Genomic DNA, 20,506 nt, shown 5'->3' with positions numbered 1-20,506 from the left:
GGCCGGAAGGACGAGAAACCATGGCGAAGGGCGAGGGCGCGGACCACCGGTTCGGGCTGAACAACCGGGAAGCGTGGTGGGAGGACCCGCCCCGCGGCCAGCGGGGCGGCGGCCCGGACAAGGTGCGGTGGCCGATCTTCTCGATCGCGTTCACGTTGCCCTACCTCATCCCGGTGACGAAGCGGCTGCTGGCGGCGGACCAGGTGACACCCGGTCTGATCGGGCTCTGGGCGCTCGTCTACGGCTACGCGCTCTCGTACGCGCTCTTCCCGCTCGCGTTCGACCGCGCCCGGCCGGTCCGCTTCGCCTACGGGGTGGGGATGCTGACCCTCGGCCTCACCCTCGTCGGGGCCGCCAACGCCAACCCGTTCGTCCTGCTCTACGGCACCGCGGCGATGGTCTTCCTGGTGCCGCCCGCGTGGGTGGTCATCCTGGACGGGGCGGCGGTGGTGCTGGCGGCGGTGATCATGCTCCTGGCCGGCCGGTTCGGGAACGACTACGGCGACCTGATCACCGTCTCGTCGGTCACCCTCGCGATGTTCTTCATGTCCAGCCTCATCCGCGCGATCCGCCGGCTGGAGCAGGCCAACGCGGAGATCGCCACCCTCGCCGTGACGAACGAGCGCCAGCGCGTCGCCCGTGACCTCCACGACCTGCTCGGCCACAGCCTCACCACGATCACCGTCAAGGCCGGGCTGGCGCGGCGGGTCTTGGAAAGCTCCGGCGACATCCCGCGCGCGGTGGAGGAGATCCGGGAGGTCGAGAGCCTGACCCGCAGCGCGCTCTCCGACGTCCGCGCGACCGTGTCGGAGTACCGCGAGGTGTCGCTGTCCGCGGAACTGGTCGGGGCCCGGGCGGCGTTGCGGGCCGCGGAGATCGACGCCGACCTGCCGCACGCTGTCGACAACGTCCGGCCGGAATTCCAGAACACCTTCGGCTACGTGCTGCGGGAAGCCGTGACGAACGTGCTGCGGCATTCCGGGGCCAAGCAGGTGGAGGTGCGGCTGGGCGAGAACTGGCTGGAGATCGAGGACGACGGAAGCGCCACCGAAGTCGTGCCGGGCAACGGCCTGCGCGGGCTGCGTGAACGGCTGGACGCCGTCGGGGGGACCCTGCGGCCGTCGGCCCGCCCCGGGGGAGGATTGCTGGTGCGGGCGGAGATCCCGCTGCCGGAACCCCGCGCGGCCGCCACGGCCGTGCGGACCGAACCCGCGGGAGGACTCGCTTGATCCGGGTGTTGCTGGCCGACGACCAGGCCATGGTGCGCGGGGCACTGGCCACCGTGCTGGGCCTCGAGAACGACATCGAGGTGGTCGGGCAGGTCGGGTCCGGCGACGAGGTGGTGGCCGCCGCGCTCGCGGCCAAGCCCGACGTCGCCCTGCTGGACGTGCAGATGCCGGGCAAGGACGGGCTGGCGGCCGCGGCCGACCTGCGGGCCGCGCTCCCGTCGTGCCGGGTGATCATCTGCACCACGTTCGGCCGTCCCGGCTACCTGGCCCGGGCGATGGCGGCGGGCGCGGCCGGGTTCGTCGTCAAGGACGCCCCGCCGGAGCAGCTCGTCGAAGCCGTCCGCCGGGTCCACAGTGGACTGCGGGTGGTGGATCCGGCGCTGGCCGCGGAATCCCTGGCCACCGGCGCCAGCCCGCTCACCGGGCGGGAGCACGACGTGCTGCGGGAAGCCAGGGACGGCAGCACGGTCGCCGACGTCGCCCGCGCGCTGCACCTGTCCGAGGGCACCGTCCGCAACCACCTGTCCGCCGCGATCGGCAAGACCGGCGCCCGGACCCGGGCCGAAGCGGTGCGCGTCGCGGAGGAGCGTGGCTGGCTCTGAGCCGCTTCTGAAAGAATGGGCCGGGTGGGTACCGCTGAACGCATCAAACCGTCGCTCGGGAGCTGGGCACGCCGGATCGCCTTCGGTACGGTCCTCATGCTGCTGGCGCTCGTCGGCGGGACGGCGTTCCGGGTCTGGCAGGTCGCCCGCCAGAACGACCGGACGCCCGCGGACGTCATCGTGGTGCTGGGCGCGGCCCAGTACAACGGCAAGCCGTCGGACATCTACGCCGCCCGGCTGGTCAAGGCGAAGCAGCTCTACGACGCCGGCGTCGCGAAGACGGTCGTCACCGCCGGCGGCAAGAAGGCCGAGGACAACTTCACCGAGGCCAGGGCCGGCCAGCTCTGGCTGACCCGGCACGGCGTGCCGGCGTCGGCGACGATCGCCGTCGGCGAAGGCAGTGACACGCTGCGCAGCCTGCGCGCGGTCGCGGACCAGGTCCAGGCGCGCGGCTGGCACACCGCGGTGCTGGTGAGCGACCCGTGGCACTCCTTCCGGGCCCGGACCATGGCCGGCGACCTGGGGCTGGACGCCTGGACCGCGCCGACGCACAGCGGGCCGATCGTGCAGGAACGCGTGACGCAGTTCCGCTACATCGTCCGCGAGACCGGGGCGCTGCTGTACTACCGGCTGACCAAGACCCCGGCCGACGACCTGTTCGCCACCTTCCTGGGCTGAGTTTGTCGGTGGCCGCGTTTAGGCTGGCCGGGTGAGCTACACCGAGCACGACACCGCCCGCCTGCTGCCGGAGCCGGCCAAGGGCGCGGCGCTGCCCGGCGCGCGGGCGGACGGGCGCGGCGCGTTCTCCCGCGACCGGGCCCGGGTGCTGCACTCCGCCGCGCTGCGGCGGCTCGCCGGCAAGACCCAGGTGGTCGGGCCGGGGGAAGGCGCCGAGGTCACCGGCGTCCCGCGCACGCGGCTGACGCACTCGCTGGAAGTCGCCCAGATCAGCCGCGGGATCGCCGAGGAGCTGGGCGCCGACCCGGACCTGGCGGACACCGCGGGGCTGGCGCACGACATCGGGCATCCGCCGTTCGGGCACAACGGCGAGCGCGCGCTCGACGAGGTGGCCGCGGCGTGCGGCGGGTTCGAGGGCAACGCGCAGACGTTGCGCATCCTCACCCGGCTCGAACCGAAGCTGCTGGGCGCCGACGGCGGCCCGGCCGGGCTCAACCTGACTCGCGCCTGCCTGGACGCGACCACCAAGTACCCGTGGCCGCGCCGGCCCGGCCGGGTGAAGTACGGGGTGTACGCCGACGACGCCGCGGTGTTCGAGTGGTTCCGTTCCGGGGCGCCGGCGGAGCGGACGTGCCTGGAGGCCCAGATCATGGACTGGGCCGACGACGTCGCGTACTCGGTGCACGACGTCGAGGACGGCGTGCTGGCCGGCCGGATCAAGCTGCGCGTGCTGGCCCACCCGGACGAGCGCGCCGCCGTCGCCGAGGCCGCCGCCAAGCACTTCTCCGCCCAGTCGGTGTCCACTTTGGAGGATGCGGCCGAAGAACTGCTGGCGCTGCCGGTGGTGGCGGCGCTGGCTTCCGCGGAACCGGACGGTTCGCCCGGAGCGCAGGTCGCGTTGAAGCGGCTGACGAGCGAGCTGGTCGGCCGCTTCACGACCGCGGCGGTCACGGGCACGCGCGAGGAGTTCGGCGAGGGCCCGTTGGGGCGCTACCGGGCACGCCTGTGCGTCCCGGAGCAGGTGGCGGCGGAGGTCGCGCTGCTGAAGGCACTGGCCCTCCGGTACGTGATGAGCGACCGCCGCCGGCTGGCGATGCAGGAGGGCCAGCGCGAGCTGCTGGTCGAGCTGGTGCACGCGCTCGCGCGGCGCGCCCCGGAATCGCTCGACCCGCTGTTCGTCCCGGCCTGGAACGCGGCCCGCGACGACGCGGGCCTGCTGCGGGTGGTGATCGACCAGGTCGCTTCGCTCACCGACGCCCAAGCCCACGTCTGGTACTCCTGGCACGTAACCCGCCACCACCGCTGAACCGGCGTGATCAGCGAGTCGACACGCGTGATTGCGAAGCCGACACACGTGATCAGGAAGACGACACGCCCAGGGCCCGGCCTCTGCCGTGTCGACCCTTCAATCACGCGAGTCGACTCCTCAATCACGCGAGTTGACCTTTCCAGCACGGGTGATGCCTCTTTTCGCACGGGTTTCGGTCGTGGTGGCCGTGCGGGGGAGTCGCGTGGGCGGCCGAGGGGGTCGACCGGTCCGGTACTCTCGCCCGCATGGCCACGGACAGCCACCTCCGGTTCGCCCTCGCCGTCCACGCAGCCCTCGGTGCCGAGGGCGGGAACAGCTGTTTCTCGCCGTATTCGGTGGCCAGTGCGCTGACCCTGGCCGCGCGGGCCGCCCGGGGCCGGACCCGCGAGGAGCTGGTCGCGCTGCTCGGTGACCCGGACGAGCAGACCACCCTGCTCCGGGACGCCGCCCGGCCGGCGGAAGAGGTCCGCGGGGAACAGCCCGAGCTGGCCGTCGCCAACACGCTGTGGGCGGACGACCGGCTCCCGCTCGAGGACTCCTTCAAGGCGGAGCTGGCCGGGTGGCCGGGAGCGGCCATCGCGAGCGCGCCGTTCCACGACGAGCCCGAAGCGGCCCGCGCCCTGATCAACGACGACGTCGGCCGCACCACGCGCGGGCTGATCCCGCGGCTGCTGCCGCCCGGCTCGATCGACGAAGCCGTCGCTGCCGTGCTGGTCAACGCGCTCTACCTGAAAGCCGCGTGGAAGCTGCCGTTCCGGGAGGCCAACACCTCGGACGCGCCGTTCCACGCGCCGTCCGGCACCCGCGACGTGCCGACCATGTGGCTCAGCGAAAGCGTCGGCTACGCGCACGACGGCGGCTGGCAGGCGGTGCAGCTGGTCGCGGCCGGTGGCCTGCAGACGCTGGTGCTGCTGCCCGACGGCGACCTCGCCGAAGCCGAGGCGGCTCTCGACCAGGCGGCGCTGACGAGCCTGCTCGGCGGAATCCGCTCCAAGCCCGTGGAGCTCGCGCTCCCGAAAGTTTCGCTCGACGTGCCCAGCTCGCTGACCGGCGTGCTGCGCGGCCTCGGCGTGCGCACGATGTTCACCGACGACGCCGATCTGAGCGGGCTCTCGCCGGATCCGCGGCTGACCGTGTCCGAGGTGCTGCACCAGGCCGTGCTGCGCGTCGACGAACAAGGCTTCGAGGGAGCCGCGGCCACCGCGGTGACCATGCGCCTCACCTCGATGATCATCGACGAACCGGTCGCCGTCACCGTGGACCGGCCGTTCCTGCTGCTGGTCCGGCACGCCGGCACCGGAGCGCTCTACTTCCTCGCCAGGGTGGTCGAACCGTGAGCTTGAAGTCCGAAGCCGTTCCCGAACTCGTGCCACCCGCACCCGAACCCCCCGAAGGCCCGAAACGCTGGGCGTGGCAGGACTCCGCGATCGCCGGCGGTTACCTGCTCTTCACGATCCTGCTCTACAACGGGCTCTGGTTCGACCTCAAGCGCGGCTACCTCTGGAACGGCGCGTCCGACCAGAGCCAGTGGGAGTGGTACTCGACGGTCGTCGCGAAGTCCGTCCTGCACTTCCAGAACCCGTTCACCACGGACCTGCAGAACTACCCGCTCGGCGTGAACATGGCGGCCAACGCGGCGATGTTCGGCCTCAACATCCCCCTCGCCCCGATCACGCTGACCTTCGGCGCGACGCTGACCTGGGCGATCGTGCTCACCGCCGGCCTCGCCGGCACCGCGATCGGCTGGTACTGGGTGTTCTCGCGCCACCTGGTGCCCAACCGGACGGCGGCCGCCATCGGCGGCGCGTTCTGCGGGTTCGCCCCGCCGATGATCTCGCACGGCAACGCGCACCCGAACTTCGTCGTGCTGTTCGTGCTGCCGTTCATCGCGCTCAAGACCATCCAGATCTCCCGCGGCGAACGCCCGGTGCGCGACGGCGTCGTGCTCGGCCTGCTCGTCGCGTGGCAGATCCTGCTGGGCGAAGAGCCCCTGATGATCTTCGCGCTCACCTTCGTCGTGTTCGCGGTCGCCTACCTCATCCCGCACCGCGGCGAAATCCGCGGCATGCTGGCGCCGCTGGCCAAGGGGGTCGGCGTCGGCGCGGTCGTCGCGCTGCTGATCGCCGGGTTCCCGTTGTACTGGCAGTTCTTCGGCCCGCAGAGCTTCCACTCGCTCCTGCACGGCCCGGCGGGCAACGACACGGCGGCATTCACGCGCTTCGCGACGCAGTCGATCGCCGGCTCGCCGGAGGCGGCCGCGGACGTGTCGATGAACCGCACCGAGGAGAACGCGTTCTTCGGCTGGCCGCTGATCGTGCTCATGGTGGTTCTCACGATCTGGCTGTGGCGCGACGTCGTGTCGCGGGCGCTCGCGATCACGATGTACGTGATGGCCGTGCTTTCGCTCGGCGTCGAGATCACCGTGGCGCACGACGACACCGGCATCCCCGGCCTGTGGAAGTGGCTGGGCCAGCTGCCGCTGCTGGACTCGCTGCTCGAATCCCGGCTCGCGATGGGCTGCATCCCGGTGGTCGGCGCGCTCCTGGCGATCGCGACGCACCGCGTCTGGACGGCGGCGGCCGCCGAGCCGGAGCCACTGGACGGCAAGCCGCCGTTCCCGCTGCGGATGATCTGGATCGGCGCGGTGGTGGCGGTGCTGCTCCCGATCGCGCCGACGGAACTGGTGACGCACCAGCGCCCGCTCTCGCCGCCCTTCTTCGCCGACGGGATCTGGCACCAGTACGTCGCCCCCGGCGGTTCGCTCGTCCCGGTCCCGCTGCCGAGCACCGGGGAGGCCGAGCCGCTGCACTGGCAGGTCGACGCGGGCCTCGGCTACCCGATGCCGGAGGGCTACTTCGTCGGCCCGACCTCGCCGGACGACCGCCGCGGCCGGTACGGCGCGGTGCCGCGGCCGACGTCGGACCTGTTCGCGGAGGTGGAACGGACCGGCCAGGCGGCGGAGGTCACCGAGGCGGACCGCACCCAGGCGCTCGCGGACCTGCGGTACTGGAACGCGGACGTGCTGGTGGTCGGGCCGCGGCAGAACCAGGAAGCCCTGAAGTCCACTGTGGAGCTTTTGCTGCGGAAGCCGGCGGAGTTCGTCGGCGGGGTGTGGATCTGGGACGTCCGCCCGCTGACGGCGTGATCGCTCAGGCGGCCTCCAGGAGGATGCGGGCCAGCTCGGCCGGCTGCGAGAACATCGGCCAGTGCCCGGTGTCCAGCTCGACCAGCTCCCAGCTTTCGCCGGTGAGCAGCTCGGCGACGTCGGGGCTCGGTTCGTCGCCGTCGAGGAGGCACTTCAGGTAGGTCGCGGGGAGTTCGCCCAGCGGGCGGGCCAGCACCGCCGGTTCGGTCAGCGACGCCGCCGGGTGCGGGGTCGAGCCTCCGACGATCCGGGCGATCTGCTCCTCCGTGAGCCCTTGCCCCGCATAGTCTTCCGCCGTCAACGGCGGCCAGAAGCCGCTCGCCGTGAGGGCGGCGACCCGGTCTTCCGGCCAGCGCGAGGTGAACGCCTCGCCGTCGGCGGGCACGTTCGAGTCCACGAACACCGCCCGCTTCAGCCTGCCGCCGATCCGCTCGGCCGCCTGCCCGGCCGGGATGCCCGAGTAGCTGTGCCCCACCACCACGACCTCACGCAGGTCGCCGCGCTCGACGACGTCCACGATGTCCTGCACGTGCGTCTCCTGCCCGGCCGGCACGCCACGGCGTTCGGCGAGGCCGGAAAGTGTCACGGGGTGGGCGCCGTGGCCGGCCGCGCGCAACCGCGGGACCACCTCGTCCCACGCCCACCCGCCGAGCCAAGCGCCTGCCACCAGTACGAATTCAGCCATGATCGGAACCTAGCCGAGGACACCGACATTTTCGGTACAGTCGGCGGCCGTGACCTCTGTGGACGACCAGGGGCGGCCCGAACCGCCCCTCGACGGTGACGAGACCGCGACCCTGCTCGGCTTCCTCGACTTCCACCGCGCGACCCTGGCCTGGAAGTGCGCCGGGCTGGACGCGGCGGGCCTGCGCGCGACGCACGCGCCGTCGGCGTTGACGCTCGGCGGGCTGCTCAAGCACCTGGCCTACGTGGAGGACTACTGGTTCTCCTACGTGCTGTCCGGCCACGAGCGCGCCGCGCCGTTCGACGCGGTCGACTGGACGGCGACGCCCGACTGGGACTGGGAATCCGCCGCGGACGACACGCCGGAGCAGCTCTTCGGGCTGTGGGAGGAGACCGTCGCCCGCTCGCGCGCGCTGGTCGGCCAGGCGCCGGATCTCTCGCGGCCGGCCCGCCGCGCCCGGCTGGACGGCACCCGGCCGAGCCTGCGCTGGATCCTCGTCCACATGGTCGAGGAGTACTCCCGGCACAACGGCCACGCCGACCTGCTCCGCGAGTCGATCGACGGCCGCACGGGGGAATAGCCCCGGCGCAGCCGCACAAACCCGCGTCAAGCGCGGCGGTGCGCGATCTGGAAGACGTTGCCGAACGGGTCGCGGACCATCGCGCGCCGGTCGCCGTAGGGCGTGTCCACCGGTTCCTCGAGGCTCGTCGCGCCGCAGTCGACGGCGCGGCGGTACGTCGCGTCCGCGTCGGGGACGTAGACGTAGAGGAACGCGGGGAAGAGCTCGCGCTCGCCTTCGGCCGACACCATGACGAGCGAGTCGCCGATGCGGAGCTCGGCGGGCCGCCCGGCTTCGGCCTCGCCGGCCGCGCCGAACACCGTGCGCAGGAACGCGACGGCGGCGACGAGGTCGCTCACCACCATCCGCGGGATCACCGTCGGGAAACCCGGGTTCATCCCCGCAGCCAAGCCGGTTCCGCCCGGGAGCACAAGTCGGGTCAGCCGAGGACCTCGTCCGCGAGCCGGCTCAGGTAGCCCGCGAACCGCTCGCGGTCCTCCTGGGGCCAGTGGCCCACCAGAGCGTCGAACGCCTGACGCTGGTGGGCCTGCGACGCCGCGAGGAACGCCTTCGCGGCGTCGGTGAGGGTCAGCACCGCGCGCCGGGCGTCGCGCGTCGACGTCGAGCGCACCACGAAGCCTTCTCGCGCCGCTTCGCCGACCATCCGGCTGGCGACCGAGCGGTCGATGCCCAGCTGGCGCGCCACGTCCGCGACCGTGACCTCGTCACCCGCCGCGCCGTCGATCGCCTGGATGACGAAGAGGTTGGGCACCGTCCACGACGGCGGGGCGCCGGCGGCGAACCGCTCGACGACGTCCGGTGCCCACTGGCGCGCCCAGTGCCGGACCAGGCGGAACAGCGCGGGCCCACCGGCGCTTGATGTGTGCATAAGACACGTTATAACGTGTGCTTTATGCACGCATCTCGGAACCTCGCGTTCGCCGGTCTCCTGCTCGGCATGGCCATGGCCCAGCTCGACGGCCTGATCGTCACCGCGGCCCTGCCCTCGATCGGCGCCGACCTGCACGCCCGGACCGGGCTGGTCGCGGTGACCGCGGCCGGCCTGCTGACCCTCACCGTCGCGACGCCGCTGCACGGCCGCCTCGGCGACCTGTACGGCCGCCGAGTGTCCTTCGCCGGGTCGGTCCTCGTGTTCGCCGCGGCCTCGGCGTGGTGCGCCGCCGCGCCCGGCGTCGGCTCGCTGATCGCCGCCCGCGCCCTGCAGGGACTGGGCGGGAGCGGCCTGGTCGTCACGGCGATGAGCGCACTCGGCGAGCTGTTCGACCGCGACGAGCTGCTGCGCCGCCAGGGGTGGCAGACGGCGGTGTTCGCGGCGGCCACCCTCGGCGGGCCCCCGCTGGGCGGAGTGCTGGCCGCGGGCCCCGGCTGGCGGTGGATCTTCCTCGTCAACCTGCCCCTGTGCGTGCCCGCGCTGCTGCTCGGCCTGCGCGGGCTGCCCGCGAAACCGCGCCGGGACCGGGAACTCTTCGACGTGCCGGGCAGCGTGCTGCTCGCCGTCGCGGGCACCGCGGTCGTCGCGCTCGGTACCGTCGACGCCCTCGCCCGTAGTCCACTGTGGACGCCGGTCCTGGCCGGAGTGGCCGCGGCGGCGGGGTTCCTGTTCGTCCGGCGGCAGCGCCGGACGCCGAGCCCGCTGATCTCGCCGAAAGTTTTCGCCGACGCCGTCCTGGCGCGCGCGGTCGTCGTCAACGGCCTGGCGGGCGCCGCGCTCTACGGCACGTTCACCTACGTCGCGCTGGTCGCCGCCCTGCGTACGGACGCGGCCGGAACCGGGCTGCTGCTCGTAGCGATGACCGCTGGGCAGCTCGCGCTGTCCGCGTCCTTCGCCGCGCTGGCCCGCCGACACCCTGAGATGACGGCGTGGGGGCGCCTCGGCTGCCTGCTCGGCACGGCCGGGCTCGCCGCGGTCGCCGTCGCGGCGGCGCTGGGCGGCCGGCCCTGGCTCCTCGCCCCGGGGCTGGGCGCGATCGGGGCCGCGTTCGCGGTCTGCACGTCCGCCTACACCGTCCTGGGCCAGACGCGGGCGGACCGCGCCCTGATGGGCGTCACCCTGGGGTCGCTCGCCTTCGCCCGGCAGGCGGGCGGGCTGGCGGGAGCCGCGGTGTTCGGCTGGCTCGCGCTGGCGGCGACCGGCGGCTTGGGGGCCGCCGGCCTCACCGTCGTGTTCGGCGCCGCGGCCGCGGTCATGCTCGTGGCCTGGCTCGCCGCGCCCCGTGTCACGTCTTCGGAAGCCGTCTCGTCCAGCCCGTAGGACCGAGACGAAGGAGAACGCAGATGCCTCGCATCCCCGCCAAGAAGACGTCCGAAGCCGGGCTGTTCCTCAAGCTGGCCTACCGGATCGCCGGCCGCCGGTACGGCGCGGTGCCCGAGCCGATGGCGATCGCCGCGCACCACGCCGGCCTGCTGCGGGCGAGCACCGTGCACGAGCTGATGGTGGAACGCGCGTCGAAGAAGCTGCCGCCGAACGTCCGGGAGCTCGCCGTCTACCGGGTCGCGACGCGGATCGGCTGCTCCTGGTGCGTCGACTTCGGCACCATGCTGCAGAAACACGACGGCCTGGACATCGAGCGGCTGAAGAAGATCGACGACTACGCGACCTCGCCCGCGTTCACCCGCCAGGAGCGGCTCGCGATCGCCTACGCCGACGCGATGTCCGCCGACCGGGTCACGGTGACCGACGAGCAGGTCGCCGAGCTCGAGCGCGAGTTCGGCCGCGACGGCGTCGTCGAGCTGACCTACCAGATCGCGCTGGAGAACTCCCGCGCCCGGATGAACAGCGCGCTCGGCATCGTCGACCAGGGCTTCACCTCCGGCGACGCCTGCCGCGTCCCGCTCCCGTAGGACCCCGCGAACCCGACCCCGGTGGGACGCGCCACCGGGGGTCGTCGCGGGACCGTTCCGGGTATGCACCTCGCCGCCAGTGAACGGATCAAGCTCTTCAGCATCGCCACGCCCTGGGTGTGCGGCGCCTTCGCGCTGCTCGCGCTCGCCGTCCCGGCCGCGCTCACCGCCCTCACGGCCACCGAGTCACGACTGCCGCCGACGGTCGCGAGCACCCAGTTCGGCTCCCCGTTCGGCTTGGTCGCCGTGCTGGTGCTCGCGGGGCTCGCGGTGACGAACGAGTACCGCTCCGGCACGATCCACGGCACTTTCCAGGCCGTGCCGGGCCGGACGCCCGCGCTGGTCGCGAAGGCCGCGGTCGTCGCCGGGTACGCCTTCCTGCTCGGCGAAGCCGCGGCGTTCGCGGCCTGGCTGGTGGCGCGGGTCCTCGCGCCGGACGCCGACCTGGCGCTCGACAGCCTCGCCGACTGGACGATCGTCGCGGGGACCGGTGTCCTGTTCGCACTGGCCGCCGTCGCCGCGGTGGGAGTGGGCCTGCTCGTGCGCCACACCGCGGGGACAGTCGCCTTGCTCGTGCTATACCCGCTGGCGTTCGAGAACGCCGTGCAGCTGATCCCGGACGCGGGCCCGGCGATCCACCGCTGGCTGCCCCTGAACGTCGTCGCCAAGTTCCTCAGCGGCACCGGCGAGGCGAACGCGGGCCGCGACGGCGGCAACGCGAACGTGCTGTCCGACTCGTCGTTGAGCCCGGCTTGGGCGCTGGCTTACTTCGCGACCTTCGCCGTGCTGGCCCTGGCCGCCGGGATCACGGCTGCCCGGGTCCGGGACGCGTGATCCGCGTCAGCTTGTCGGGGTTGACGACGTCGTAGATCGCCACGATCTTGCCGTCGCGGATGGTGACCGACTGCACGTGCTCGTCGAGGGCGAGGAAGCCGTCGCGGCCCGGCATCGGCGGGAGGTACATCCCCAGGTCGCCGTTGACCAGCACCGGGACGCCGCGTTCGGCCATCCCCGGCGCGTACTTGCGCGTGAGGCCGACGAAGAACCGGGCGATCTTGTCCGGGCCGACGATGAGCTGGCGCGCGGTGCGGCCCTTGCCGTTCGAGTCGCCGATGAGCACGACGTCCGGGGCCAGCAGCTCGGTCATCGCCCGGACGTCGCCCTGCTGCAGCGCGACGACGAACTTCTCGAGGATCTTCGCCTGGTCGTCCAGCGGCACGCGCGGTGCCGGGTCGGCGTCGGCGAGCGCCTTGCGCCCCCGCGACGCGTGCTGGCGGGCGGCCTCGACCGAGACGCCGAGCGCGTCGGCGATCTCGGCGAAGGGCACCGAGAAGGCGTCGTGCAGCACGAACGCCACCCGCTGTTCCGGGGTCAGCTTGTCGAGCACGACGAGCGCGGCCATCCGCAGCCCGTCGTCGCGCACCGCGACATCCAGGGGGTCCTCGCTGACCGGCCGCCCGAACGGCGTGACGACCGGCTCGGGCAGCCAGTTGCCGACGTAGCGCTCGCGCTGCGCGGCGGCCGACTTCAGCCGGTCGAGGCAGATCCGGCCGACGACCGTGGTGAGCCAGCCCCGCAGGTCGCGGATCGCCGCGCGGCCGGCGTCGTCCAGCCCGGCCAGCCGCAGCCAGGACTCCTGGACGGCGTCCTCGGCGTCGGCGCGCGTGCCGGTCAGCCGGTAGGCGACGCCGATCAGGTGACTGCGGTGCGCGGCGAACTCCGCGGCGAGCGTGTCCTGGGCGGTGGGCGTGGAGGCCATGCGCCCAGTGTGCCGGATGAGGTGCAATCTATTGTGGTAACCGTGGCAGGACGGATTCGGGAGAGCGACATCGCGGAGGTGCGCGAGCGGAACCGGATCGACGAGGTCGTCGGGGAGTACGTGGCACTGCGCCGCGCCGGTGGGGGCAGCCTGAAGGGCCTCTGCCCGTTCCACAACGAGAAGACCCCGTCGTTCAACGTCCGCCCGGCGCACGGCACCTTCCACTGCTTCGGCTGTGGCGAGGGCGGCGACGTGATCAAGTTCGTCCAGAAGATCGATCTGATCACCTTCGTGGAAGCCGTCGAGCGGCTGGCCGACCGGGTCGGCATCCGGCTCACCTACGAGGGCGGCGGCGCGACGATCCAGCGCGACCGCGGCAGCCGCAGCCGGCTGATCGAGGCCCACCGCGCCGCCCAGGAGTTCTACGCCGAGCAGTTGGTCACCGACGAGGCGCGCCCGGCGCGGGACTTCCTGTCCGAGCGCGGGTTCGACGCCGCCGCGGCGAAGACGTTCGGCTGCGGGTACGCACCCGGCGGCTGGGACAAGCTGACGAAGCACCTGCTCAACCGCGGCTTCGAGGTCAAGGAGCTGCTGACGGCGGGGCTGTCCAAGGAGGGCCAGCGCGGCCCGATGGACCGGTTCCACCGGCGCCTGGTCTGGCCGATCCGCGACGTCGGCAACGAGGTCGTCGGCTTCGGCGCGCGGCGGCTGTTCGACGACGACCGGATCTCGGCGAAGTACCTCAACACCGCCGAGTCGCCGATCTACAAGAAGTCCCAGGTCATGTTCGGTCTCGACCTGGCCAAGCGCGAGATCGCGAAGCGGCACCAGGTGGTCGTGGTCGAGGGCTACACCGACGTGATGGCGATGCACGCGGCGGGCGTGCCGACGGCGGTCGCGTCGTCGGGCACGGCGTTCGGCGAAGACCACATGAAGGTGCTTCGCCGGCTGATGATGGACGACGACGCGTTCCGCGGCGAAGTCATCTTCACCTTCGACGGCGACGAAGCGGGCCAGAAGGCCGCCTTGAAGGCGTTCGAGGGCGACCAGACGTTCGCGGGGCAGACCTACATCGCGGTCGCGCCGGACGGCATGGACCCGTGCGAGCTGCGCCTGGCCAAGGGCGACAGCGCGGTGAAGGACCTGGTCGCGCGGCGGACCCCGCTGTTCGAGTTCGTCATCCGGAGCACGCTCAAGAACTACGACCTCGACTCGGTCGACGGCCAGGTCGCGGCGCTGCAGAAGACCGTGCCGATGGTGGCGTCGATCAAGGACCGCGCGGCCCGCGACGGCTACGCGTCGAAACTCGCCTGGTGGGTGGGCTGGCAGGACGTCGCGCAGGTCGTCAACCGCGTCCGCGGCAGCGCGGGCGCGACCGACCGGCGGGGCGGCGCGCCGCTCAAGCAGCCGGCCCGTGTCGGCGCCCCCGCGACGGCGGCCCCGGAGGCCGACGTCGCCCGCCCGGCGCCCAAGGACCCGCGGTTCGCCGTCCAGCGCGAGGCGCTGAAGGCCGCGCTGCAGCAGCCCGCGATCGCCGGGCCGGAGTACGACGCGCTGCCGCTGGAGGCGTTCACGCACCCGGTGTACGTCGCGGTGCACGAAGCCGTGCTCAAGGCGGGCGGCGCGGGTTCGGGACTGACCGGCTCGGCGCTGCTGGACGCGGCCGCCCCGCACTGTCCGGAAGGGACGGTCCGGCGGGTGCTCTCGGAGCTGGCCGTGGAACCGTTGCAGGCCAAGGACGAGGTCGACTCCCGGTACATCTCGTCGATCCTCGCCCGGCTGCAGGAGAACCTCGTCGGGCGGCAGATCGCGGAGATCAAGGGGAAGCTGCAGCGGCTGTCGCCGGTCGAAGCGCCGGACGACTACCGCGCGCTGTTCGGTGACCTCGTCGCGCTGGAGCAGTACAAGAAGTCGCTGGGCGAGCAGGCGGCCGCAGGCGCGTGGGGCTGAGATGAGTTTTCTGCGCCGGTTGCTCGGCGACCGCACGCCCGAAGACTTCTCCGGTGCGCTTTCGCCCGGGGAAGACGTCGTCGACAGCGCCCCGGTCGAAGGTGGCGGGTACCTGGTCGTGACGCAGCTGGGGTTGTGGATCCCTTCCGATGAGGGAGCTCGGCGCGTCGGCTGGCACCTCATCGGCAAGGCGGCCTGGGCGGACGGCGTGTTCACGCTGACGGAGTCGGCGGAGGTGGGTACCGCGGGTTCGGCCGTCGTGCTGGCCGACCTGCCGCCGGTCCGCTTCCGGCTGGCCGCGCCGGGCAAGGTGCCGCGCGAGGCCTACCAGCGCGTCGAGGGCTCGATCCGGTCGCGGCACCGCCAGGAGATCGGGTCGGGGGGAGCCTGGTTCGTCCAGCGCAAGGTGCCCGGCCGCGACGGCAGCGTCCTGCAGGTCCGGCCGGACCCGGGCACCGACGTCGCCCTGGTCGAGGCCATCGCCGAGCAGGTATCCGCGAAGCTGGCCAACCCCGCCGAGTAGCAGTACGCTCGTACTCAGTACAGGCGTACTGTTATTCGGAGGCGGCCATGTGGGATCCCGCGAAGTACCTCGACTACGCCGACCTGCGGGCCCGGCCGTTCCACGACCTGGTCGCGCGCGTCGGGGCCGCCGAGCCCCGGCGCGTGGTGGACCTCGGCTGCGGCCCGGGCAACCTGACCGTTTCGCTCCGGGAACGCTGGCCCTCGGCGGTCTTGGAGTGCGGCGACAGTTCACCCGAAATGGTGGCGGCCGCACGCTCCCGCGGTCTCGACGCCACGCTGCTCGACGTCCGCGACTGGACGCCGGCCCCGGACACCGACGTGGTGGTCTCGAACGCGGTCCTGCAGTGGGTCCCGGACCACGGCTCGCTCCTTCGCCGCTGGGCTTCTTCGCTGCCCTCGGGTGCTTATCTGGCGGTGCAGGTGCCGGGCAATTTCAACGCGCCTTCGCACGTGCTGACGCGCGAACTGGCGGCGTCCCCGGCCTGGTCGTCCCGGCTGGCCGAGGTGATACTGCGCGAAGACGACGCGGTGTCGAGCCCGCTCGAGTACGCGAACCTCCTGGCCGACGCGGGCTGCGGCGTCGACGCCTGGGAGACGACGTACGTGCAGCCGTTGCACGGCCCCCGGCCGGTGCTGGAGTGGATCACCGGAACGGCGTTGCGCCCGGTCCGAGCGGCCCTTTCCGACGCCGAGTGGGAGCGGTTCCGCGCCGAGCTGGCCCCCCGCCTCGACGCGGCCTACCCGGCCCGCCCCGACGGGATCACGTGGTTCGAGTTCCGCCGGGTGTTCTTCGTGGCCCAGGTCTAACGCCGCCGAACCTTCTCACTGATCTTGGCGCGCGCCACCCCGGCGGCACCCTGGACCATGGGGTGGTCGACGACCCGGCGGTAGGTGCGCACGAGCTGCTCGTACCGCCCCCGGCCTGCCTTGGCGCCCAGCACGTACCCCAGGCCTGCCCCCAGCAGGAACTTCTTCATCCGCGTCCACGCCTTCCGTCGTTAGGTCGTCCGACTGTCCATTGTCCAGGAAACCGGCGCCGATGGGGGCGCACTGGGCTAAGTGGGGGGTGGTGCGAAGGTCTTTGGGGGCATGGGTTAAAGTTCTTCTCGTCGGTCGGAGACCGGCACCGGAAGTGAGCAACATTCCCCTGTAGCTCAACTGGCAGAGCATTCGGCTGTTAACCGGAGGGTTCTTGGTTCGAGTCCAAGCGGGGGAGCAAAGCCCAGGTCGCAGACCTGGGCTTTTTTGCTACCCCTGAGTAGGGGCGATTTAGTGTCTATCTTGACGGTCGTCCAAACGGCGGCCTGACCGGCTGTCTCCGCTGTCCAGTGACGCGTTGGCCGGCTCCGATGTCGTCGAGTCCCTGGAGGACTAGTGACGATACGACGTAGCGGTCGCAGAGCACGACCTTGCCCTGGGCCAGGGCGGGGAGGATTCGGTGGCGAGTTGGTGGTGCCGGTCGGCGGCGCAGAGGCAGGCGAAAGCCATATCGCGGTAGGTGCCGTGCCGGGCCAGCTCGCCCAGGGGAGTGCGGGATGGCTGGGTGGTGGCATGCACGGGAACGCCGTCGGCGTCGAGCAGACCGGCGACCAACTCGGTGATCGTGGTCTTGCCGACGCCGCCAGGCCCCTCGAAGGTGACCAGGGTGCCGGGGAGCCGCGTGGTCATGCGACGTCCAGCGGCAGAAGCCGGTGCCCGTCGGCGGTGACGGGGCACAGCTCGGGTTCGCGCCGACCTGGAACCGGTCGTGGAAGCGGTAGGCGTCGAGGCGGGCGGCGAAGACGAGGTACGGGCAGACGGTGACCTCGCCCGGGGTGAAGACGTAGATGATCGTTCCGGCCTCGCAGCCGGCGAGGGGTTTGCGGTCGGTGTTGGGGAAGCGGATGTGGGCGACGTCGAGGTCGGGGCCGTCGAACGGGGCGATCAGCACGGTCGCCACGGTCACGTCGAACGAGGCACGGTTACCGCGGAATAGGCCGTGCGAGTCGGCGGCGAATCCATCGAGCGAGACGTTGACGTGCACGCCGGCCGAGTATCGGGAATCCACCCGGATGGCCGTAGAGCCGGTCGGTCGGAAGGTCGTTGCCGTCTATCGAATGACGGACGCCGTTCGGGCGCGTGTGCAGGTTGCTCGACGTCGGCAACGCCGTGGTGACGAGCTGTCGCACGTGCCGGGGTCAGCTTCGACCGATCTGGAGCTGCTGGAGCTGGGCCGCGACCGCGACGGCGGGCTCGTGTTTGCCGAATGTCTGCCACAGTTGAAGTGCCCGGCTCAAGTGCGTCCGCGCTGCCACCGGGTCCGCGTACCCGATGTCCAGTTCGCCGAGCAGTTGCCAGCAGCTGGCTTCGCCCAGCCGATCCCCGTCGCGCTCGAACACCTTGGCCGCGCGGGTCAGTACCTCGGCCGTTCGCGCGCTGTCCCGGCGCCCCGCGTGCACCCGGCCCATGCGCAACAAGGTGTACGCAACGCATCGTTCGTCGTGTAGGTCGTCGAATATGTCATGGGCCGTCTGCAGGCATTCCAGTGCTTCGTCGGAATCCTCATGCAGCAGGCTCATCTCCCGGAGCACAACGGCTTCCCGGTGAACATCGCCCAGCTTGCGCGACAGCGCCAGCGCTTCGTCGAACCAGGCCCGGGCATCGGCGGTCCGGCCCTGTGCCAGGTGAATTCCCGCGACGCCGTTGCGCAACTGGGCCTCGATGTGCTGGTCGCCGGTGGCGATCACCAGATCCAGTGCCCTGATCGCCTGGTCGAGGGCATGCTCGTAACGGCCGTGCACGCGCTCGATCGTGGCGAGGGCCGCCGTGGCGAGTGCTTCGCCGCGCCGGTCGCCGGCTTGCTGGTAGAGCGCGAGTGACCGGTGCAGGTTGGGGGTCGCGCTGTCGAACTGGTCGCGGTAGATCTGTACCTGCGCGAGATCCTTCAACAGCACCGCTTCGCCGCGTCCGTTCCCGGCTTCCCGCACGGCGCCCAGCGCGATTTCGTGGCCGCGCAGCCACTCCTGATACAGGCTCCTGAGGTCGTAGTACGGCACCATGGCGACTGCCAGTTCCCAGGCTGCCTCGTGCAGGCCCCAGTCGGCGGCCAGCGCGACCGCGTCGAGCACGGTGGCACGCTCGGCGTCGAACCAGCCCAGGGGGTCGGTAGCGGCCCGCCGCCGGACGTCCGTGGGCCCGGGGCGCCGTGGTGCCGTGCCGGGAGTCGGCCGGAACAGGCTGGGTGGCAGGTGCCCGGCCGCGTGTTCGGCGAGGTCCAGCCATGTCGCGAGCAGGTGCGCTACGGCCGCCTGTCGCGTCGGCAGGGGATACGTGGCCGCCGTTTCCGCGGCGTAGTCGCGCAAAAGGCCCGGCAACCGGTAGCGGGGCTGGCCGGTCTCGTCGGTGCCGGAGATTTGGACCAGATTGGCATCCAGCAGGAGGTCCATGACGTCGTCGGCATGGGCCCGGTCCAGCAGCGGGCCGAGCACCCAGGACGGTACCGGTCCGCAGAACAAGCCCAGCAAGGCGAAGCCCCGCACCGCGTCTGCGGGCAGGGACCGCAGGCTCAGCTCGAAGCTGGCCCGCACGCCGAGTTCACCGACGCGCAACTCGTCGAGCCGCTGCGATTCGTCGTCCAGCCGTTCGGCCAGCACGCGCAACGGCCACTTCGGCCGTCCGGCCAGCTTGGCGCCGGAGATGCGGATCGCCAGCGGCAGGTTGCCGCAGGCCCGCAGGATCGCGTCCGCCTGCTCGGGTTCGGCTGCCACCCGGGATTCGCCCACGATGGAGGTGAAGAGCTCGCGGGCCGTCGCGGGTTCGAACACATCCAGTTCGACGTGCCAGGTGCCGGACAGGTCGCTGATCGGCCGACGGGTGGTGATGATCACGGCGCAGCTCCCGGTCGAGGGCAGTAAAGGCCGTACCTGACCGGCGCTGTCCGCATCGTCGAGCACGATCAGCATGCGTCTTCGGGCCAGCATCGATCGGTACAGCGCTGCTCGCGCTCGCAGGTCGTCCGGAATCCACTCGCCACGGACGCCCACCGCGCCGAGCATTTCGGCCAGCAGGACAGCGGGATCCTGGGGCCGCGGTGACGTTCCCGCGAGGTCCAGATAGAGCTGGCCGTCGGGAAAGCGTGAGGCCAGGGCGTGCGCGGCGTGCACCGCCAGGCTCGACTTGCCGACGCCCGGCGCGCCGGTCAGCACCACGACCGATGGCGGCCCGTCCGCCGAGCCGGAGGACACCGTGCCGGAGACTCGCGCCAGTTCTTCGGCGCGGCCGGCGAAGTCGGGGATGTCGGGCGGCAGTTGCCGCACCGGATCCACCCGGGAGACAGCCTCCGTCAGCGCCGGGTCGGCACGCACGATCTGCTCGTACCGGTGCCGGATGGACTGGCCGGGATCGACGCCGAGCTCTTCGGCCAGGAGCGTGCGCAACTCGAGGTACCCGGCCAGTGCGTCGGCCTGCCTGCCCTGCCGGTAGAGGGCAAGCATCTGAAGCTCACGCAATCGTTCCCGCAGCGGGTGGCGCGGGACGAAATCGGCCAGCCGCGACACCACCTCGGCGTGCTCGCCGAGCGCGAGCTGTGCCTCGGCCCAGTCCTCCAGCGCACCCGCCCGCGCCTCGGTCAGCCGGTCCGCTTCGGCCTGGACCATCGGAGTGGCGGGGACGTCCTCGAACGGTGAGCCTCGCCAGAGCGCGAGCGCCGCGTCCAGGTGCCGCGTCGCCGTGCCGGCGTCGCCCGCGCGCAGCGCCGCCCGGCCCTGTTCGGCCAGGGCGGTGAACCGGCCGGCGTCGATATCCTCGAAACCGGCGCACAATCGGTAACCTGGTGAGTGGGTAACCAACAGCTGATCGCGATCGGCGTTCAATAACCGCCGGAGTCGGGCCACGTAGCCGTAGATCTGATTGTCCACCGTTTTCGGTGGACGCTCACCCCACAGTTCGACGGCGATCCTGTCGGCCGAGACCACACGGTCCGGCTTGGCCAGCAGCACGGCCAGCAAGGTGCGCCACTTCGCCGCGCCGACGCGCCGCCACTCGCCGTCGTCGAGGAACTCGAGCGGGCCGAGAACCCGAAACCGCATGTCCCTCCTTGTCGGCATCACGCAACTTCAGCCGAATCTAAGCAACACGACGTACATGCCGAATACAGGTTGCCTACACATCCGGTTGTCACTGTCTGTCCCCGCAGGCGCATCGCGCCTGGTCAAGCTCGAAAAGC

Annotated in this window: 20 protein-coding genes and 1 tRNA gene; 14 read left to right on the top strand and 7 right to left on the bottom strand. The window is 71.9% G+C overall.

The window, feature by feature from the left end:
- Positions 1-20: 20 nt before the first annotated feature.
- The 6 genes from CF165_RS31535 (at position 21) to CF165_RS31510 (ending at position 6,963) form a co-directional block, all read left to right on the top strand.
- Entirely contained in the window at positions 21-1,229 is a 1,209-nt protein-coding gene (locus CF165_RS31535) for a sensor histidine kinase (RefSeq protein ID WP_093951226.1), read from the top strand.
- Positions 1,226-1,831, top strand: coding sequence for a response regulator transcription factor (locus CF165_RS31530; protein ID WP_093951225.1), 606 nt, complete (start codon positions 1,226-1,228; stop codon positions 1,829-1,831). The genes CF165_RS31535 and CF165_RS31530 overlap by 4 nt, the downstream gene beginning before the upstream one ends.
- Before the next feature lie 24 nt (positions 1,832-1,855).
- A complete protein-coding gene (locus CF165_RS31525; protein ID WP_093951460.1) occupies positions 1,856-2,509 on the top strand; it encodes a YdcF family protein in 654 nt (217 codons plus the stop codon).
- Positions 2,510-2,540: 31 nt separating this feature from the next.
- Positions 2,541-3,815: a deoxyguanosinetriphosphate triphosphohydrolase gene (locus CF165_RS31520; protein WP_093951224.1), complete on the top strand. Its 1,275-nt coding sequence runs from the start codon at positions 2,541-2,543 to the stop codon at positions 3,813-3,815.
- Between the two features lie 248 nt (positions 3,816-4,063).
- On the top strand, positions 4,064-5,155 hold the full coding sequence (locus CF165_RS31515) for a serpin family protein (RefSeq protein WP_093951223.1): 1,092 nt from the start codon (positions 4,064-4,066) through the stop codon (positions 5,153-5,155).
- Positions 5,152-6,963 (top strand): glycosyl transferase, encoded by a 1,812-nt coding sequence (locus tag CF165_RS31510; protein ID WP_439098530.1) that lies wholly within the window; start codon positions 5,152-5,154, stop codon positions 6,961-6,963. The genes CF165_RS31515 and CF165_RS31510 overlap by 4 nt, the downstream gene beginning before the upstream one ends.
- Before the next feature lie 4 nt (positions 6,964-6,967).
- Here CF165_RS31510 and CF165_RS31505 read toward each other — a convergent pair whose 3' ends face one another.
- Positions 6,968-7,648 carry an alpha/beta fold hydrolase gene (locus CF165_RS31505; RefSeq protein ID WP_093951222.1) on the bottom strand — a complete coding sequence of 227 codons (681 nt, stop codon included), beginning with the start codon at positions 7,646-7,648 and terminating at the stop codon, positions 6,968-6,970.
- 49 nt (positions 7,649-7,697) lie between these two features.
- On the opposite strand from CF165_RS31505, the gene CF165_RS31500 reads away from it, so the two are divergent.
- Positions 7,698-8,228: a DinB family protein gene (locus CF165_RS31500; RefSeq protein ID WP_093951221.1), complete on the top strand. Its 531-nt coding sequence runs from the start codon at positions 7,698-7,700 to the stop codon at positions 8,226-8,228.
- 26 nt (positions 8,229-8,254) lie between these two features.
- On the opposite strand, the gene CF165_RS31495 is transcribed toward CF165_RS31500, so the two are convergent.
- Positions 8,255-8,605 carry a VOC family protein gene (locus tag CF165_RS31495; RefSeq protein ID WP_205661020.1) on the bottom strand — a complete coding sequence of 117 codons (351 nt, stop codon included), beginning with the start codon at positions 8,603-8,605 and terminating at the stop codon, positions 8,255-8,257.
- 41 nt (positions 8,606-8,646) lie between these two features.
- The gene (locus CF165_RS31490) at positions 8,647-9,096 is read right to left on the bottom strand and encodes a MarR family winged helix-turn-helix transcriptional regulator (protein ID WP_093951220.1); all 450 of its coding nucleotides are present in this window, start codon (positions 9,094-9,096) and stop codon (positions 8,647-8,649) included.
- Between the two features lie 24 nt (positions 9,097-9,120).
- Between CF165_RS31490 and CF165_RS31485 the strand changes: the two genes are divergently transcribed.
- The 3 genes from CF165_RS31485 to CF165_RS31475 all read left to right on the top strand — a co-directional run bounded on the left by CF165_RS31485 (position 9,121) and on the right by CF165_RS31475 (position 11,903).
- A complete protein-coding gene (locus CF165_RS31485) occupies positions 9,121-10,479 on the top strand; it encodes an MFS transporter (protein WP_093951219.1) in 1,359 nt (452 codons plus the stop codon).
- Positions 10,480-10,502: 23 nt separating this feature from the next.
- Positions 10,503-11,069, top strand: a complete 567-nt coding sequence (locus tag CF165_RS31480) for a carboxymuconolactone decarboxylase family protein (RefSeq protein WP_093951218.1) — start codon at positions 10,503-10,505, stop codon at positions 11,067-11,069.
- A gap of 63 nt (positions 11,070-11,132) precedes the next feature.
- On the top strand, positions 11,133-11,903 hold the full coding sequence (locus CF165_RS31475; RefSeq protein ID WP_093951217.1) for a hypothetical protein: 771 nt from the start codon (positions 11,133-11,135) through the stop codon (positions 11,901-11,903).
- Here CF165_RS31475 and CF165_RS31470 read toward each other — a convergent pair.
- Positions 11,875-12,828 carry a sigma-70 family RNA polymerase sigma factor gene (locus CF165_RS31470; protein ID WP_093951216.1) on the bottom strand — a complete coding sequence of 318 codons (954 nt, stop codon included), beginning with the start codon at positions 12,826-12,828 and terminating at the stop codon, positions 11,875-11,877. The two genes, CF165_RS31475 and CF165_RS31470, sit on opposite strands and share 29 nt — an antisense overlap.
- A gap of 42 nt (positions 12,829-12,870) precedes the next feature.
- On the opposite strand from CF165_RS31470, the gene dnaG reads away from it, so the two are divergent.
- Genes dnaG through CF165_RS31455 form a run of 3 tightly spaced genes read left to right on the top strand, consistent with a single transcriptional unit; the run spans position 12,871 to position 16,110 of the window.
- Positions 12,871-14,778, top strand: coding sequence for a DNA primase (dnaG, locus tag CF165_RS31465; protein WP_439098529.1), 1,908 nt, complete (start codon positions 12,871-12,873; stop codon positions 14,776-14,778).
- 1 nt (position 14,779) lies between these two features.
- Positions 14,780-15,301 carry a hypothetical protein gene (locus CF165_RS31460; RefSeq protein ID WP_167441615.1) on the top strand — a complete coding sequence of 174 codons (522 nt, stop codon included), beginning with the start codon at positions 14,780-14,782 and terminating at the stop codon, positions 15,299-15,301.
- A gap of 47 nt (positions 15,302-15,348) precedes the next feature.
- A complete protein-coding gene (locus CF165_RS31455; RefSeq protein ID WP_093951214.1) occupies positions 15,349-16,110 on the top strand; it encodes a trans-aconitate 2-methyltransferase in 762 nt (253 codons plus the stop codon).
- Here CF165_RS31455 and CF165_RS51815 read toward each other — a convergent pair.
- A complete protein-coding gene (locus tag CF165_RS51815) occupies positions 16,107-16,280 on the bottom strand; it encodes a hypothetical protein (protein WP_167441614.1) in 174 nt (57 codons plus the stop codon). The genes CF165_RS31455 and CF165_RS51815 overlap by 4 nt on opposite strands.
- A 166-nt stretch (positions 16,281-16,446) precedes the next feature.
- Here CF165_RS51815 and CF165_RS31450 point away from each other — a divergent pair.
- Positions 16,447-16,519 (top strand) — tRNA-Asn (locus CF165_RS31450).
- 155 nt (positions 16,520-16,674) lie between these two features.
- Here CF165_RS31450 and CF165_RS31445 read toward each other — a convergent pair.
- Positions 16,675-16,971 carry a dTMP kinase gene (locus CF165_RS31445; protein ID WP_338023489.1) on the bottom strand — a complete coding sequence of 99 codons (297 nt, stop codon included), beginning with the start codon at positions 16,969-16,971 and terminating at the stop codon, positions 16,675-16,677.
- Between the two features lie 509 nt (positions 16,972-17,480).
- A complete protein-coding gene (locus CF165_RS31435; protein ID WP_158226859.1) occupies positions 17,481-20,369 on the bottom strand; it encodes an AfsR/SARP family transcriptional regulator in 2,889 nt (962 codons plus the stop codon).
- Between the last annotated feature and the right edge of the window lie 137 nt (positions 20,370-20,506).

Source organism: Amycolatopsis vastitatis (assembly GCF_002234595.1).
Lineage (GTDB): Bacteria > Actinomycetota > Actinomycetes > Mycobacteriales > Pseudonocardiaceae > Amycolatopsis > Amycolatopsis vastitatis.
Note: the sequence above shows the minus strand (reverse complement) of the source record. Positions and strands in the feature narration are given on the sequence as shown.